Origin of the sequence: Yersinia aldovae 670-83, assembly GCF_000834395.1 — a bacterium.
In the GTDB taxonomy this organism is placed as follows: domain Bacteria; phylum Pseudomonadota; class Gammaproteobacteria; order Enterobacterales; family Enterobacteriaceae; genus Yersinia; species Yersinia aldovae.
This window is the reverse complement of the sequence record NZ_CP009781.1, coordinates 3669510-3684432: the sequence shown is the minus strand read 5'-3', so window position 1 is coordinate 3684432 and position 14923 is coordinate 3669510. Positions and strand designations below refer to the sequence as shown.

The window sequence follows — 14923 nt, the reverse complement described above, 5'->3', positions numbered from 1 at the left end:
TAAGATAAATTTTCTTAGGAGGGAAGTAAAATCCCGCGTGCAATCATTCGTCAAAATCATTGTAAATCGACTGAATTTCTTCCTGAAAGAAGCCACGATAGAGAAGATAACGCTGAACTTTGGCCTTTTCTTTCCATTCAACAGGCAAAATTTCACTAAATTTACGTTGTGCAACTTCTTTTGCCCGCTGGCACCAGTCGATTTCACTGATTTCAAAAGCGGCCTGAATTCGTTCTTTAGCGACACCTTTTTGCATCAATTCCGAATGGATACGCTGTGGCCCATATCCTTTCCGACTACGGCTATTGATATAACTGGTTGCAAAGCGGGAATCATCTAGCCAATCGTGTTGATAGCAGTAAGCGATGACTTGTTCAATCATTTGAGGGGTGATATCTGCAACAGGGTCGCTATTTTCATTGCGGGTACGCTTCCCCCAATTTCCTTTTGCTGAAAACGGCTGTACTGCCAGCTTACGGCGCACTTCAGATTCACTATGGTCACGCTGAGATAGCAATCTCATCGCGCGACTTAACAGGTCATTCATATACCCTTCTTACTTGAAGTTACCACTGTGTTAGCTGCAACTCCAATTATGTTGGTTATAGGCATACCTTGAAGCCTCTATGTTCACCATCATTTACTAAAACGGCCCACTTATTGAGTGAGCCGCTTGTTAACTGCTTAATTTGTCAACCAGGTCGATAACCTTGCAGATTAAAACTCTTCGCTGGTTTCGTCAGTTTCATCGGCCAAGGCTGCTACAGCCACAACAGGTTGCTCTCCGTTGCCACCATTGAGTAGCATTTCACGCAATTTTTTATCCAATTCAGCGGCAATTGCCGGATTTTCTTTTAAATAATTGCTGGCATTCGCTTTACCCTGACCAATCTTGTCACCGTTGTAGCTATACCATGCACCGGCTTTCTCAATCAGTTTATGCTTAACACCTAAATCAACGAGTTCGCCGTTAATATTGATGCCTTCGCCGTAAAGAATCTGGAATTCAGCTTGTTTAAATGGCGCTGCAATTTTGTTTTTTACTACTTTAACGCGGGTTTCACTACCGACGACCACATCACCATCTTTCACGGCACCGATACGGCGGATATCCAAACGAACCGAAGCATAAAATTTCAGGGCATTACCGCCAGTCGTGGTTTCAGGGTTACCAAACATAACGCCGATTTTCATACGAATCTGGTTGATAAAGATCAGTAAGGTATTTGCATTTTTTAGGTTACCAGCAAGCTTACGCATCGCCTGGCTCATCATACGTGCCGCAAGGCCCATGTGAGAGTCACCGATTTCACCTTCAATTTCAGCTTTTGGTGTTAATGCAGCTACGGAGTCGACGATGATAACGTCAACTGCGCCCGAACGAGTCAGCGCATCACAGATTTCCAGTGCTTGCTCGCCGGTATCTGGCTGAGAACACAGTAAGTTATCAATATCTACGCCTAACTTTTTAGCATAAATTGGGTCAAGAGCATGTTCCGCATCGATAAATGCGCAAGTTTTGCCTTCACGCTGTGCAGAGGCAATAACCTGTAACGTCAGTGTCGTTTTACCAGATGATTCAGGGCCATAAATCTCAACGATACGCCCCATTGGTAAACCACCCGCCCCCAACGCGATATCAAGAGAAAGTGAACCGGTAGAGATGGTTTCAACATCCATTGAGCGGTCTTCGCCAAGGCGCATGATAGAGCCTTTGCCGAATTGTTTTTCAATTTGGCCCAGTGCTGCTGCTAACGCCTTTTGTTTATTCTCATCAATAGCCATTTTTACTCCCTCTCTGGGATGCCAGGTTGCCCCTGTCATCACCACTGAATGTTGTTTTGTGCAGGAAATTACCGCTAATTATACTGTACAATCATACAGTATCAAGCCTATTTTTACAGAAAATCATCGAATAGTGTTTGTAGTGCGAAAACAGCCGCTTGCAACCTGACTTCGTCACGATCACCGGAGAATATTTGTTTTTTTGCACTAACCTGACCGTCACGCGTCGCAAAAGCGAACCACACAGTGCCTACCGGTTTCTCCGCAGTGCCACCATCAGGCCCGGCAACTCCGCTTATCGATACCGCGAAGTCTGCATTAGCCGCTCGCAATGCACCCCATGCCATTTCCCGAACAACAGTTTCACTGACTGCGCCATACTCGGCTAAAGTGCTTTCTTTTACACCCAGTAAATCATGTTTTGCCGCATTGCTGTAGGTGACAAAGCCGCGGTCAAAATAGGCTGAACTGCCCGCGATATCAGTCAATGCTTTAGCAACCCAGCCTCCAGTACAGGATTCAGCACAGGTCACCCAAGCAGCCCGCTGTTTAAGCTTACCCCCAATAGCAATACTGAGCTGGCGTAATTTTTTCTCGCTCATTGTTGCCCCTATTTTAGTTAATTTTCCTCTGGCCGATAATAACACTTCTTTCGCTCGTAATAGTGGCCGCTGTTAGTTATGCGAAACGTCTCGCAGGATGTAATGAAAAAAAGTACATTCCCGTACAAAGCTTTACCTCAGGGACTCAGCTGTTAGTATCCAAATAAAGAAGATGCGACTGGCGACATCTGGAGTACCGGTAATTCACCGGCATGATGAACTTAGGACGTGACAGTGAAAAAAATTCTCAACGCCTTCTTCCCCCTCTATAGCGCGACGGTGCTGATGCTATTAGGGTCAGGTTTATTAACCACCTATATCTCGTTACGCTTGACTGCCATCCATGTTTCCGGCGCATTAATCGGGGCAATCATCGCTGCAAACTATATTGGTTTGGTGATTGGAGGCAAAGTCGGCCACTTCCTGATAGCTCGGGTAGGCCATATCCGTGCCTACGTAGCCTGTGCGGGTATTATTACGGCTGCGGTATTAAGTCATGGCCTTACTGAATATATCCCTGCCTGGGTGGTTCTACGCTTGATTATTGGCCTCTGTATGATGTGTCAGTTTATGGTGTTAGAAAGCTGGCTAAATGATCAAGCGGAGTCTAACCAGCGCGGCACCGTGTTTGGCTTTTATATGGCGGCAACCTATGCCGGTATGGCATTGGGCCAGGTCGTATTGATGCTTCAACCTGAGCTGGGTTTAAGCACTCTCATGATTATTGCCTTGTTTTTTGCCCTGTGTCTGGTGCCAGTTGCATTGACGACACGCAGTAATGCTCAGCAGATGTCACCCGCGCCGATGGAGTTAAAATTCTTTATCGGTTCGATTCCCAAAGTGCTTGCTTCAACACTCGTGATCGGCATGATTGTTGGCTCGTTTTATGGTCTTGCCCCGGTTTATGCCAGCCTGCAATCGCTATCAACACAAGAAACCGGGCTATTTATGGCATTGTCTATCTTTGCTGGGTTAGTCGCACAACTGCCACTGAGCTGGTTGTCAGATCGGTATAATCGAACCCTGTTAATTCGTATTAATGCCCTATTACTGGCATTGACCGCGCTGCCATTAGCTTTGGTTCCCCATATTTCTTTCCATTTTTTACTGGGGCTGGGGTTTATCGTCAGTATGCTGCAATTCACGCTTTACCCGCTCGTAGTCGCCCTGGCTAATGATCTGATTGAACCAGAGCGTAGGGTGTCGCTGGCGGCTTGTTTACTGATGTCATTTGGTGTCGGGGCCAGTATTGGGCCGCTTGCGGTGGGTGCACTGATTCAACCTCTGGGTGGCAATATTCTGTATGCGTTCTTTGCGTTATGCGGTGTTGGCCTCATTACACTGAGCAGGACGGTTAAACAGGATCAGGATGAATTTGTCAACGATGCTCCTGTGCCACATATGGCGATACCCGACAGCCTGGTCAGTTCTCCACTGTTACCGGCGCTAAACCCTAGCTTTGACGAGCAAATGATCCACGATGTTATGCCGCCGCCGGACCAATCAGAAGCAGAACAAGACCCCGAAGAAAGCCTGTCAGGAGGGAGCCATCAATAGTAGTAACGCCAATCATGACATACATGGATATATCAATACCTGCTGATTTCCTTAGCATTAATTAACGTCAGCAAGGTACAGCAAGCCGTGATCCATTCGACGGAATAGAGTAATGCCAATCTACAGACTCGATAAAAATACAGTGAGCCATCTATTTCGACGCAACCCTAATGTTTTGATAAACATACAACAGGTGAAACTTTCAGATATCGGTATCTCCAGTATTACAGAAGCTGAATTGCTCTACGGAATGGTAAAACGCTAAAAGCAACAGTAGCAACCTTTCTGGACTCGGTGACCTTGCAAACCTGGGATAGTGAAGCAGCAGAATGCTATGGCAAACTACGTGCAAAAATGGAAAAGAAAGGGTATGTGATGGGGGCGCTGGATCAATTGATTGCTGTTCATGCGCTCAGTACTGGAGCCATTTTAGTGACAAACGATAAAGCATTTTCTATGGCTCCAGCCTCCCCAGTAGAAGACTGGGCCAAAGAAAGCAAGGGCTAATCAGTTGGTGAAATACCCCTTAGTGGGGTATGTATTCTTTTAGCACTAGCGATATAACTCAACTGCTGCCGGTGTCACCTGCAATTCATGTTGCCAATGGGTGAGCGTCAGGGTTGCCAGTTGAGCCAGCCCTTGATAAAACGGGTGCCCGGCGTCGGATTGCAGCAAAGCCAGATAGCGATACCCCCAAGGTAGCAGGTGATCTGCCAGTAACTCGGGCAAACCGGCAGGTTGATGCTCTGCCAGCCAGGCTGCCATCATTAGCATTAAACCAAACTGATCTTCCGGCTCATCCTGATCCAATGTCACTTCCACTTGCTGCTGCGCCATCCAGTGGCGCAGTTTTAAGGTGGAATCGCCAAATAACACATTCTCTTTATCGAGATAAACAGAGCCCCAAGGCGGCGCAGGCAAAGCATAAGGGCCAATAAACAGCCGCTGCCAAGCCTCTTCTCGCGTTTCCTCTGCTACCGATTGTGCCAGTAAAGCCGCAATCGCCAGCCGTTGCTGCTCCGAGCCATAAGGCCACTGTGCCGACCATAAACCATGACTTAATTGTGCCACAATATCATGGCATGTCGGGCTGTCTGACTCGCAATAAAACAGTGCGCCCAACACCCGGCCTGTCAATGCAATTTGCTGATAAATCATGTCATTCCTACCGTCATATGCAGCCCGTAAAACACGCCGCGGCCAATCAATTCAGCGACAATAATCAATAACATGGCAAATATCATCCCCAGTGTCATCGGTGTGCGTCCTCGAATTAAGGGGCAAATCCAACAGCCCAATCCTAATACCAGCAACACTAAACGCCAGACCATCAAGGTGCCGTAATCAGGGATGAGCTGAGAGGCTTGCTGCACCGAGCTGTAAATCAGCGGCAAACTCGCAGCCTGCATAATGACACTGGCGAGACTGATAATCAGCGCCAACACACTGATCATCGGCAGTTGTAGCATTATCCGCCCATGAATACCCGCCCATTGCAGCAGTAAATAACCCAACATTGGCCCACCAATAAAGACGGTCAGCACGAAGCCCAGTGGGGTATAAAGGTTATCCCAGGTAGGTACTGTATCAATGGAGTAAACTCGACACATGGCATAAACGAATACCACGCCCAGCACCATTGCCACCACCAACCAGATTTTACCAAGCAGCGCGGGCATCTTATCCAAAACTGCCAGCAACCAGTAAAAACCCGCTACGGCAAAGAACACCGAACCGGCGGCTATCTCATTACTCAGCGCCGATTCACCGACCCGATTTAGTGAGTTGAATGCTCGCATGGGCGAACCCAAATGCAGTGTCGAGGCAATGAAAGCCAAGGCCATCAATACCCACAACGCAAACATGCTGCGGTGAACGCGCTGTTGCTGCCCACGACTCAAACCGCCAAATATCAATGCCAGCCCAAGAACAATAAAGCCCCCGACCACGCACTGCCCCAGTACCGTAAAGACCATTAGTGGCCATTCATGCCATCCCATACCCATGTTATACCTCCTTCGGATTTGCCAGATGACCGGTGGTATCTCTGACCGGACGGCTGTTGGCATTCGGTTTCACGACAATATTCGGTAAAGTGAAATGCGCGGCAGGCAGCGGAGCAACTTCGGCCAATTCACCGTATTTCTCACGCAGCTCATCGATAGGTGCCATATCCAGCGCTCGCAATGGGCAGGAGTCGACACAAATCGGCTTCTTACCGGCGGCGACTCTCTCATAGCAGCCGTCACACTTGGTCATATGTCCTTTTGCTTCGTCGTACTGCGGCGCACCATACGGGCAGGCCATATGGCAGTAACGGCAACCGATACAAATATCCTCGTTCACTACCACAAAACCATCATCGCGCTTATGCATCGCGCCAGTCGGGCACACTTTGGTACAGGCGGGGTCACTACAGTGGTTGCAGGCAATTGAAAGATAGTAAGCGAACACATTCTGGTGCCATGCGCCGTTAGCCTGCTGCCAGTCACCTCCGGCATATTCGTAAATGCGCCGGAAGCTCACATCGGTTGATAAGTTTTTGAAATCTTTGCAAGCCAGCTCGCAAGTTTTGCACCCCGTGCACCGGCTGGAGTCGATGTAAAAACCATATTGCGTCATCAGTTAGCTCCTTAAGCCTTGGTTACTTGAACGAGGTTGGTATGGGATGGGTTCCCTTTCGCCAACGGAGAAGGGCGCTGTGTGGTCAATACGTTGATGCTGCCCGCTCTGTCGATGCGATTTTCATCCGGGCTGTACCATGCCCCTTCCCCCAGTGCCACAACGCCCGGCATCATGCGCGGCGTGACTTTGGCGTTAATCTGAACTTCGCCACGGCCATTAAATATCCGCACAATATCGCCATTTTTGATGTCGCGTTCTCTGGCATCGAGTGGGTTAATCCACATCTCCTGACGACAAGCGGCTTTCAGTACCTCGACGTTGCCGTAAGTCGAGTGAGTTCGGGCTTTGTAATGGAACCCGGTAAGTTGCAATGGATATTTCTGGTTTAGGGGATCGTCAAAACTTTCGAATCCAGCGGCATACACTGGCAGCGGGTCAATAACATCATCCGGTTGTAGCTCCCAGGTCGCGGCAATTTGCGCTAACTCGGCAGAGTAGATTTCAATTTTGCCCGATGGCGTGGTGAGCGGGTTAGCAACCGGATCGGCGCGGAAGGCTTTATAGGCAACATGATGCCCTGCCGGATCGCGTTTTTTGAAAATGCCCTGCTCGCGGAATTCCTCAAAGGAAGGCAGCTCAGGAATCGCTTCCTGTGATTGCTGATAGAGATGGCGCAGCCAGCCCTCTTGTGTGCGCCCTTCGGTAAAATGCTGCTCCACTCCCATACGTTTTGCCAGCTCACTGGTCATTTCATAGATGTTTTTGCACTCAAAGCGCGGTTTGATGACCTGATCGGCGAAGATCACATACGCCATGTTGCCACTCGATGCATCAAGGCAGAAGTCCATCTGCTCGGAGGCGGTACAATCGGGCAGAATGATATCGGCATATTGGGCTGACGAGGTCATATGGTTATCGATGACCACAATCATTTCGCATTTCTTATCATCTTGCAGAATATTATGAGTGCGATTGATATCTGAATGCTGGTTAATCAGGCAGTTGCTGGCATAGTTCCAGATAAACTTGATGGGTACATCCAGCTTATCTTTACCCCGGACTCCGTCACGGGTCGCGGTCATTTCAGGGCCACGCTCAACGGCGTCAGTCCACAGAAACATCGAAATGCTGGTTTTAATTGGGTTTTCCAACGTTGGCATTCGGACAAACGGCAGGCCATAGGAGCCTTCACGCGCCCCGGAATTGCCACCATTGATCCCCACGTTACCGGTCAAGATAGCCAGCATGGCAATTGCGCGACTGGTATTTTCGCCGTTGGCATGACGTTGTGGCCCCCACCCCTGCGCGATATAAGCGGGTTTCACCGAGCCGATTTCGCGGCCCAACTTAATTATTTTTGCGGCAGGAATACCGGTGATAGCCTCCGCCCATTGTGGCGTTTTAGCAGTTTTATCTGCGCCCTGCCCTAAAATATAGGCTTTATAATGACTATTCTTCGGCGCGCCTTCGGGGAGGGTTTTCTCGTCATAGCCCACGCAATATTTATCGAGGAACGGTTGATCTACCAGATTCTCGCTGATCATTACATAAGCCAGTGCGCAGGCGAGTGCAGCATCCGTTCCCGGTCGTAGCGGGATCCATTCATCCTCACGGCCCGCGGCGGTATCGGTATAACGCGGATCGATAACAATCATTTTAGCGTTGGATTTCTCCCGCGCCTGCTCCAGATAATAAGTGACACCGCCACCACTCATGCGGGTTTCACCGGGGTTGTTGCCAAACAACACCACCAGTTTGCTGTTTTCAATATCTGATGGGCTATTACCGTCGGCCCAGCCGCCATAGGTATAATTCAGACCGGCTGCAATCTGTGCGGTGCTGTAATCGCCATAATGATTAAGATAGCCGCCGCAGCAATTCATCAATCGGGCCAATAAGGTTGAACCCGGTGGCCACGAGCGAGTCATGGTGCCGCCCAGCGTTCCCGTGCCGTAGTTCAAATAGATGGCTTCATTTCCATACTCATTAATGATGCTTTTCATGCTGGCAGCGAGGGTATCAAACGCCTCATCCCATGAAATACGTTTAAACTTGCCTTCCCCGCGTGCGCCCACGCGTTTCATTGGGTATTTCAATCGGTCGGGGTTGTACACCCGCCGACGCATTGAGCGGCCGCGTAAACAGGCACGCACCTGATGCAAACCCTCAAAATCATCGTCACCGGTATTATCCGTTTCGACATATTTAATTTCCCCATCAACCACATGCATCCGTAGTGGGCAACGGCTGCCGCAATTAACGGTGCAAGCACTCCATATCACTTTGTCATCATTAGCCGGGCTTATTGCAGATTGAACAGCCTGTGCGGTGCGGGAAAACGGCAGCGAAAACGCCCCGGTTGCCACGGCAAGGCCGCCGACGACTGTCGTTTGGACAAGTTTTCGGCGCGTAATTTCTGCCGTTAACAGTCGGGATTGGTTGGTCTCTTTCATAAGATTCCCACTTGGTTGCATTCCAGAAAAGGGAGAACATCGCAAAGGATGAAATCCGATTAATTCAAAAAAATGAGTTATTCAGCGGGAGGGATGGTTAAGGCAGAGCGCAGTGGCTCAGTTATAGCCGTTGTTATAGTTAGGATATTAAATCGACCTTCCCGCAACCATTGATCCTACCCCTTTTGGGTAGGGCGGGAGTTGTTTGGTATCAATAAAGCCATGAGGATTAAACTTTCCCCATGACTTTATAACCAATTTGTGACGAATAACCGTTCTTTCAGCAAGCTTGATGATAAAGCGTCATAATCTCATCAACCGAGGCTTCACGCGGATTGCCCCCCGTGCAGACATCGGCAAAGGCTGCAACCGCCAGTGCGGGAATATCATCAGCCCGCATCCCAACAGCACTGAGAGAAGCTGGGATGCCAATATCACGATTCAATGCAAATACCGCCTGAATGGTTTGCTCGCGCACCTGATCCAGCGGCAAACTTGATGCATTATCCAGCCCCATCGCCACTGCGATTTGACGGAAGCGCTCACCGGTATAAGCCGCGTTATAGCGCATGATATAAGGCAATAAAATGGCATTAGCTACGCCATGTGGCATGTTGTAAAACGCCCCAAGCGGGTGAGCCATGCCGTGGACCAATCCTAACCCCACATTGGAAAAGCCCATACCGGCAATATATTGCCCAAGCGCCATATCTTCGCTCGCTGTGGCATCACCTTTTACTGCTGCGCGCAAGGAACGGCTGATAATCTCAATGGCTTTGAGATGCAAAGTATCGGTCAGTTCCCAAGCGCCTTTGGTCAAATATCCCTCAATAGCATGGGTTAACGCATCAACCCCCGTCGCCGCTTTTAGCGCCGCTGGCATGCTGTCCATCATATCGGCATCAATAAATGCTACGGCGGGAATGGCATGAGGATCGACGCAAACAAATTTACGCCGCCGCTCTTCGTCAGTAATCACATAGTTAATGGTCACTTCCGCAGCCGTCCCGGCGGTGGTAGGGATAGCGAGAATCGGGACGCAAGGCTTACCGGTATTTGCAACACCTTCCAGACTACGCACATCGGCAAACTCAGGGTTATTGATAATAATACCAATAGCTTTACAGGTATCCTGTGGCGAGCCGCCCCCCAGGGCTATCAGGTAATCCGCCCCACTTTGGCGAAAAACATCTACTCCTTGTTGCACAATACTGATCGTCGGATTGGGTTTAACGGCATCAAAAATGGCGAAATCCAAACCGGCCTGTTCCAGGCGACTGATTAAACGGGTCGCCACACCACATTCGAGCAGTATTTTATCCGTGACGACCAATGCTTTTTGATAACCCCGCCGGCTAACCTCATCGGTCAGTGCCGCCAATGAGCCACGACCAAACCACGCCGTTTCATTTAAAATCATTCTATTCATGATTGATTCCTCGGTGTTTTTGTCCACCTGCTATTTTTAGCCACAAGCTAGTCTTCAACCCGCAAACCGTAGGTTTTGAATTTCTCCAATACCACACTGATTTCTTCTTTAGATAACACCGGCACCTCATCAACAATCGGTAAAATCGCCAGTAGCAATGTGGCCAAAACCTCCACCTCATGGGCCAACCACAGTGCTTTCGCCAGGTTTTCTTCACAAGCAATCAGGCCATGATGCTGCAACAAAGTCGCTTTACGATTTTTCATCGCCACAGCGACATGTTCAGAAAGCGCTTTGGTGCCAAAGGTGGCATATGGCGCGCAAGGGATATCATCGCCACCCGCAGCAGCAATCATGTAATGAATGGCAGGAATCGGACGATTTAGAATCGAAACTGCCGTGCAATGAACTGAATGGTTGTGCACCACAGCATTGGCATCGGGCCGGGTTTGGTAAACGGCCTGATGAAAGCGCCATTCACTGGAAGGAACTTTGCCCGCCTCGTGGTGACCGTCGGCATCAATATAAACAATATGTGACTCGGTGAGCTTGTCATAAGCAATACCGGACGGCGTAATCAAAAAACCCTCTTGATAGCGCACGCTAACATTACCAGCCGTTCCCTGATTCAGGCCTAAGCGGGTCATTTCAAGGCAGGTATTAATAATGTCGCGCGCCAATGCTTCTTTTTTCATTTGTTCCTCTCCTGGGATGCAAATATCTAAATGTAAAAATGCATTAAATAATGTATTGGGTTAACGATCGTGAATATGAGACATATTTTTCGCTCATTTAATTAAAGTAAAAAATGAAGCGCGCAAAAGTGTGAGCCAGATCATGAGCATTCATTGTTTAATGCCGATTTAAGTATTGTTTATTTTTATAAAATGTCCGTTTGAAAATACAACATAACTAAACGGTCAAATATCCATTTACATATATATTTATGACTAATTGACCGTTTGTGACAGAAATAAAATAATCGGTCATTAGCTGTGTGTGTTTGAAACACAATTCATTTCAAACGGTCATGAATTATTTTCATTTAAAGTGATTACCATCACAAAATATCAGCATTGAGTTACCAATGTGATTCAGCTCATACTTTTTAGCTATTTTTACCTTATAAAGAACGGGACTTAACGCAATGAGGATATTTTAATTTGGACTCAGACAACTCATGTCGACCAGAGAAAAATATCATTCATTAAACAAAAAATTTCCGTCGAATATTACGAACTTTCGAACGAGTGAAGTATCTGACGAGGGCACCATGGGAAATATTTTAATACAAACAGATAGCACCAAAATTTCCGCCTCGGTAAGTGACGAGTCGGCAAATAAAAAAAGATATCTGATTCCTTTCGCGTTGCTGTGCTCGCTGTTCTTTCTTTGGGCAGTAGCAAACAACCTAAATGATATTTTATTACCTCAGTTTCAGCAGGCATTTACGCTAACCAATTTTCAGGCTGGCCTGATTCAATCCTCATTCTATTTCGGTTATTTCCTGATCCCGATCCCGGCTGGCATCTTGATGAAAAGATTCAGTTATAAAGCGGGGATCATCACCGGTCTTCTGTTCTACGCCTTTGGCGCAGCCCTGTTTTGGCCTGCCGCAGAGACGATGGATTACACTTTGTTTTTAATCGGTTTGTTCATCATCGCAGCCGGTTTGGGGTGCCTGGAAACGGCTGCCAACCCCTTTGTTACCGTATTAGGGCCTGAGAAAACCGGCCATTTTCGGATCAACCTGGCACAAACATTTAATTCCTTTGGTGCCATTATCGCCGTGGTATTCGGGCAAAGCTTAATCCTCTCCAATGTCCCTCATCAGACACAGGAAGTATTAGATAAATTGTCGGTTGAGGATTTAAATAGTTATCACCATAGCTTGGTCAAAGCGGTACAATTACCCTATTTGATTATTGTGGCAGTGGTTATTTTTGTTGCGCTATTAATTCTAATCACTCGGTTCCCTGCAATAAAAAGCGAGTCTGATGACACGCACAATGGCTCTTTCTTTGCATCATTACCACGTTTATTAAAAATAACCCACTGGCGCTGGGCAGTATTAGCGCAGTTCTGTTATGTCGGCGCACAAACAGCCTGTTGGAGTTATTTAATTCGCTATGCAATAGAAGAGCTGCCAAATGTCACACCCGGATATGCTGCTAATTATTTAACGGCCACTATGGTGTGTTTCTTTATCGGCCGATTCAGTGGGACCTGGTTAATCACCCGCTTCGCGCCTGAGAAAGTATTAGCCGCTTATGCATTAATTTCAACGTTACTTTGTATTATCTCGGCAGCCTTTGGGGGACATATTGGATTATTAGCGCTGACATTATGCAGCATGTTTATGTCAATACAGTACCCTACCATTTTCTCTTTAGGCATTAAGAATCTAAATCAAGACACCAAATATGGTGCGTCCATCATTGTAATGACTATTGTCGGTGGTGGTATTGTGACACCTATTATGGGGCTGGTCAGTGATGCAGCGGGAAATATACCGACAGCAGAACTTATTCCGGCACTGTGCTTCGCTATTATTTTTATTTTCGCCAAGTTCAAAACTGTCCCTACGAATTAATTTCGCGGGCGACTGATAAATTAAATTTGCTACAGAACATAAGGATCCATTATGAAAAAGACAATTCAATTACCAAAAATTGGCATTCGTCCGGTTATTGATGGCCGCAGAATGGGGGTGCGTGAATCGCTGGAAGAACAAACCATGAAAATGGCCCGCGCCACCGCAGAATTTCTGCAAGAAGTGGTTCGCCATCCGTGTGGAACCCCGGTTGAATGCGTCATTGCTGATACCTGTATTGCTGGCATGGCAGAATCTGCCGCTTGTGATGATAAATTCAGCGCACAGAATATCGGGTTGACCATTACCGTGACACCTTGCTGGTGCTACGGCAGCGAAACCATTGATATGGACCCATTCCGTCCGAAGGCTATTTGGGGCTTTAATGGCACCGAACGCCCAGGAGCCGTTTATCTGGCAGCTGCGCTGGCAGCACATAATCAGAAAGGCCTACCCGCGTTCTCAATTTACGGCCATGACGTACAGGATGCCAATGACACCCGTATCCCCGCCGATGTGCAAGAAAAGCTGCTGCGTTTCACCCGTGCAGGGCTAGCCGTCGCCAGCTTGAAAGGCAAAAGCTACCTGTCACTGGGGGGCGTCTCTATGGGGATTGCTGGCTCCATCGTTGACCATAACTTCTTTGAATCCTGGTTAGGGATGAAAGTGCAAGCGGTTGATATGACTGAATTGCGCCGCCGTATTGATCACAAAATCTATGATGAGCAAGAACTGGAACTGGCGTTATCCTGGGCCGATAACAACTTCAAATTCGGGCCAGATAAAAATGCCGAACAGTATCGCCGTTCACCGGAAAGTAGCCGCGCGGTTCTGCGGGAAAGCCTGCAAATGGCCATTTGTATCCGCGATATGATGCAAGGTAACGCTAAGCTGGCAGCCAAAGGTTTTGGTGAAGAAGCATTGGGTTATAACGCCATCGCAGCCGGTTTCCAGGGGCAGCGCCACTGGACGGATCAATACCCGAACGGTGATACCGCCGAAGCACTGTTGAACAGTTCATTTGACTGGAACGGGGTGCGTAAACCTATGGTTATCGCCACCGAAAATGACAGCCTAAATGGAGTGGCGATGCTGTTTGGTCATACCCTCACCGGCACCGCACAAATCTTTGCCGATGTGCGTACCTATTGGTCACCGGAAGCAGTATTACGGGTAACAGGGCATCAACTTGAAGGAGCTGCCGAACACGGCATTATCCACTTGATTAACTCGGGTTCCGCCGCACTGGATGGCACTTGTTGCCAAAACGATGCGCACGGTAACCCCACCATCAAACCGCACTGGCAAGTCAGCCAGCAAGAAGCCGATGCCTGTTTGGCGGCGACTGAATGGTGCCCGGCTATCCATGAATACTTCCGTGGCGGTGGCTTCTCTTCACGCTTCCTGACTCGGGGTGGTGTGCCATTTACCATGAGCCGTATCAACCTGATTAAGGGAGTCGGGCCGGTATTGCAAATTGCTGAAGGCTGGAGTGTTGAGTTGCCAAAATCGGTGCATGACACGCTGGATAAACGCACTGATTCAAGCTGGCCAACCACCTGGTTTGCCCCACGTCTGACGGGCAAAGGGCCATTCAGTGATGTGTATTCGGTAATGGCGAATTGGGGGGCTAACCACGGCGTACTGACTATCGGCCATGTGGGTGCCGACTTGATTACATTGGCATCAATGCTGCGTATTCCAGTTTGTATGCATAACGTGGAAGAAGAAAGTGTTTACCGGCCAACGGCTTGGGGCGCACACGGTATGGATATTGAAGGGCAGGATTACCGTGCTTGCCAGAATTACGGCCCATTATATAAAAAATAATACGGTGTTTGAGCAAGGCCGCAGGGAAGCGGCTCTTATCAGACGGCTA

General features: G+C 48.3%; 13 protein-coding genes. 4 read left to right on the top strand and 9 right to left on the bottom strand.

Going from position 1 to position 14923, the window contains the following annotated elements; all coding sequences use genetic code 11:
- Window positions 1–43: 43 nt before the first annotated feature.
- The 3 genes from recX to pncC form a co-directional block, all read right to left on the bottom strand.
- Complete coding sequence (gene recX, locus AT01_RS16510) at window positions 44–547, bottom strand: recombination regulator RecX (protein WP_042547920.1); 504 nt, start codon at window positions 545–547, stop codon at window positions 44–46.
- 170 nt (window positions 548–717) lie between these two features.
- Complete coding sequence (recA, locus tag AT01_RS16505; RefSeq protein WP_004701256.1) at window positions 718–1785, bottom strand: recombinase RecA; 1068 nt, start codon at window positions 1783–1785, stop codon at window positions 718–720.
- 113 nt (window positions 1786–1898) lie between these two features.
- A complete protein-coding gene (gene pncC, locus AT01_RS16500) occupies window positions 1899–2387 on the bottom strand; it encodes a nicotinamide-nucleotide amidase (RefSeq protein ID WP_042547919.1) in 489 nt (162 codons plus the stop codon).
- Window positions 2388–2621: 234 nt separating this feature from the next.
- On the opposite strand from pncC, the gene AT01_RS16495 reads away from it, so the two are divergent.
- The gene (locus tag AT01_RS16495; protein ID WP_042547918.1) at window positions 2622–3944 is read left to right on the top strand and encodes an MFS transporter; all 1323 of its coding nucleotides are present in this window, start codon (window positions 2622–2624) and stop codon (window positions 3942–3944) included.
- Between the two features lie 294 nt (window positions 3945–4238).
- Complete coding sequence (locus AT01_RS22615; RefSeq protein WP_391592599.1) at window positions 4239–4451, top strand: PIN domain-containing protein; 213 nt, start codon at window positions 4239–4241, stop codon at window positions 4449–4451.
- A 45-nt stretch (window positions 4452–4496) separates the two neighbouring features.
- Here the strand turns inward: AT01_RS22615 and dmsD are convergent, their stop codons facing one another.
- The 6 genes from dmsD to AT01_RS16460 form a co-directional block, all read right to left on the bottom strand.
- Entirely contained in the window at window positions 4497–5102 is a 606-nt protein-coding gene (gene dmsD / locus AT01_RS16485) for a Tat proofreading chaperone DmsD (protein ID WP_042547917.1), read from the bottom strand.
- The gene (locus AT01_RS16480) at window positions 5099–5950 is read right to left on the bottom strand and encodes a dimethyl sulfoxide reductase anchor subunit family protein (protein ID WP_042547916.1); all 852 of its coding nucleotides are present in this window, start codon (window positions 5948–5950) and stop codon (window positions 5099–5101) included. The genes dmsD and AT01_RS16480 overlap by 4 nt, the downstream gene beginning before the upstream one ends.
- A gap of 1 nt (window position 5951) precedes the next feature.
- On the bottom strand, window positions 5952–6569 hold the full coding sequence (locus AT01_RS16475) for a DMSO/selenate family reductase complex B subunit (RefSeq protein ID WP_042547915.1): 618 nt from the start codon (window positions 6567–6569) through the stop codon (window positions 5952–5954).
- 8 nt (window positions 6570–6577) lie between these two features.
- The gene (gene dmsA / locus AT01_RS16470; protein WP_042547914.1) at window positions 6578–9022 is read right to left on the bottom strand and encodes a dimethylsulfoxide reductase subunit A; all 2445 of its coding nucleotides are present in this window, start codon (window positions 9020–9022) and stop codon (window positions 6578–6580) included.
- Window positions 9023–9302: 280 nt separating this feature from the next.
- The gene (gene fucO, locus AT01_RS16465) at window positions 9303–10454 is read right to left on the bottom strand and encodes a lactaldehyde reductase (protein ID WP_042548678.1); all 1152 of its coding nucleotides are present in this window, start codon (window positions 10452–10454) and stop codon (window positions 9303–9305) included.
- Window positions 10455–10498: 44 nt separating this feature from the next.
- Window positions 10499–11146: an L-fuculose-phosphate aldolase gene (locus AT01_RS16460; protein ID WP_004701238.1), complete on the bottom strand. Its 648-nt coding sequence runs from the start codon at window positions 11144–11146 to the stop codon at window positions 10499–10501.
- A gap of 578 nt (window positions 11147–11724) precedes the next feature.
- Here AT01_RS16460 and fucP point away from each other — a divergent pair.
- A complete protein-coding gene (gene fucP, locus AT01_RS16455; RefSeq protein ID WP_042547913.1) occupies window positions 11725–13044 on the top strand; it encodes an L-fucose:H+ symporter permease in 1320 nt (439 codons plus the stop codon).
- A 51-nt stretch (window positions 13045–13095) separates the two neighbouring features.
- On the top strand, window positions 13096–14874 hold the full coding sequence (gene fucI, locus AT01_RS16450) for an L-fucose isomerase (RefSeq protein ID WP_042547912.1): 1779 nt from the start codon (window positions 13096–13098) through the stop codon (window positions 14872–14874).
- Window positions 14875–14923: the final 49 nt, after the last annotated feature.

Excerpts from the sequence above, each read along its gene's own strand:
- recA (WP_004701256.1), bottom strand. The coding sequence starts at position 1,785 with ATGGCTATTGATGAGAATAAACAAAAGGCGTTAGCAGCAGCACTGGGC.
- dmsD (WP_042547917.1), bottom strand. The coding sequence starts at position 5,102 with ATGATTTATCAGCAAATTGCATTGACAGGCCGGGTGTTGGGCGCACTG.
- dmsA (WP_042547914.1), bottom strand. The coding sequence starts at position 9,022 with ATGAAAGAGACCAACCAATCCCGACTGTTAACGGCAGAAATTACGCGC.
- fucI (WP_042547912.1), top strand. The coding sequence starts at position 13,096 with ATGAAAAAGACAATTCAATTACCAAAAATTGGCATTCGTCCGGTTATT.
- AT01_RS16480 (WP_042547916.1), bottom strand. The coding sequence starts at position 5,950 with ATGGGTATGGGATGGCATGAATGGCCACTAATGGTCTTTACGGTACTG.
- fucP (WP_042547913.1), top strand. The coding sequence starts at position 11,725 with ATGGGAAATATTTTAATACAAACAGATAGCACCAAAATTTCCGCCTCG.
- recX (WP_042547920.1), bottom strand. The coding sequence starts at position 547 with ATGAATGACCTGTTAAGTCGCGCGATGAGATTGCTATCTCAGCGTGAC.
- AT01_RS16460 (WP_004701238.1), bottom strand. The coding sequence starts at position 11,146 with ATGAAAAAAGAAGCATTGGCGCGCGACATTATTAATACCTGCCTTGAA.
- pncC (WP_042547919.1), bottom strand. The coding sequence starts at position 2,387 with ATGAGCGAGAAAAAATTACGCCAGCTCAGTATTGCTATTGGGGGTAAG.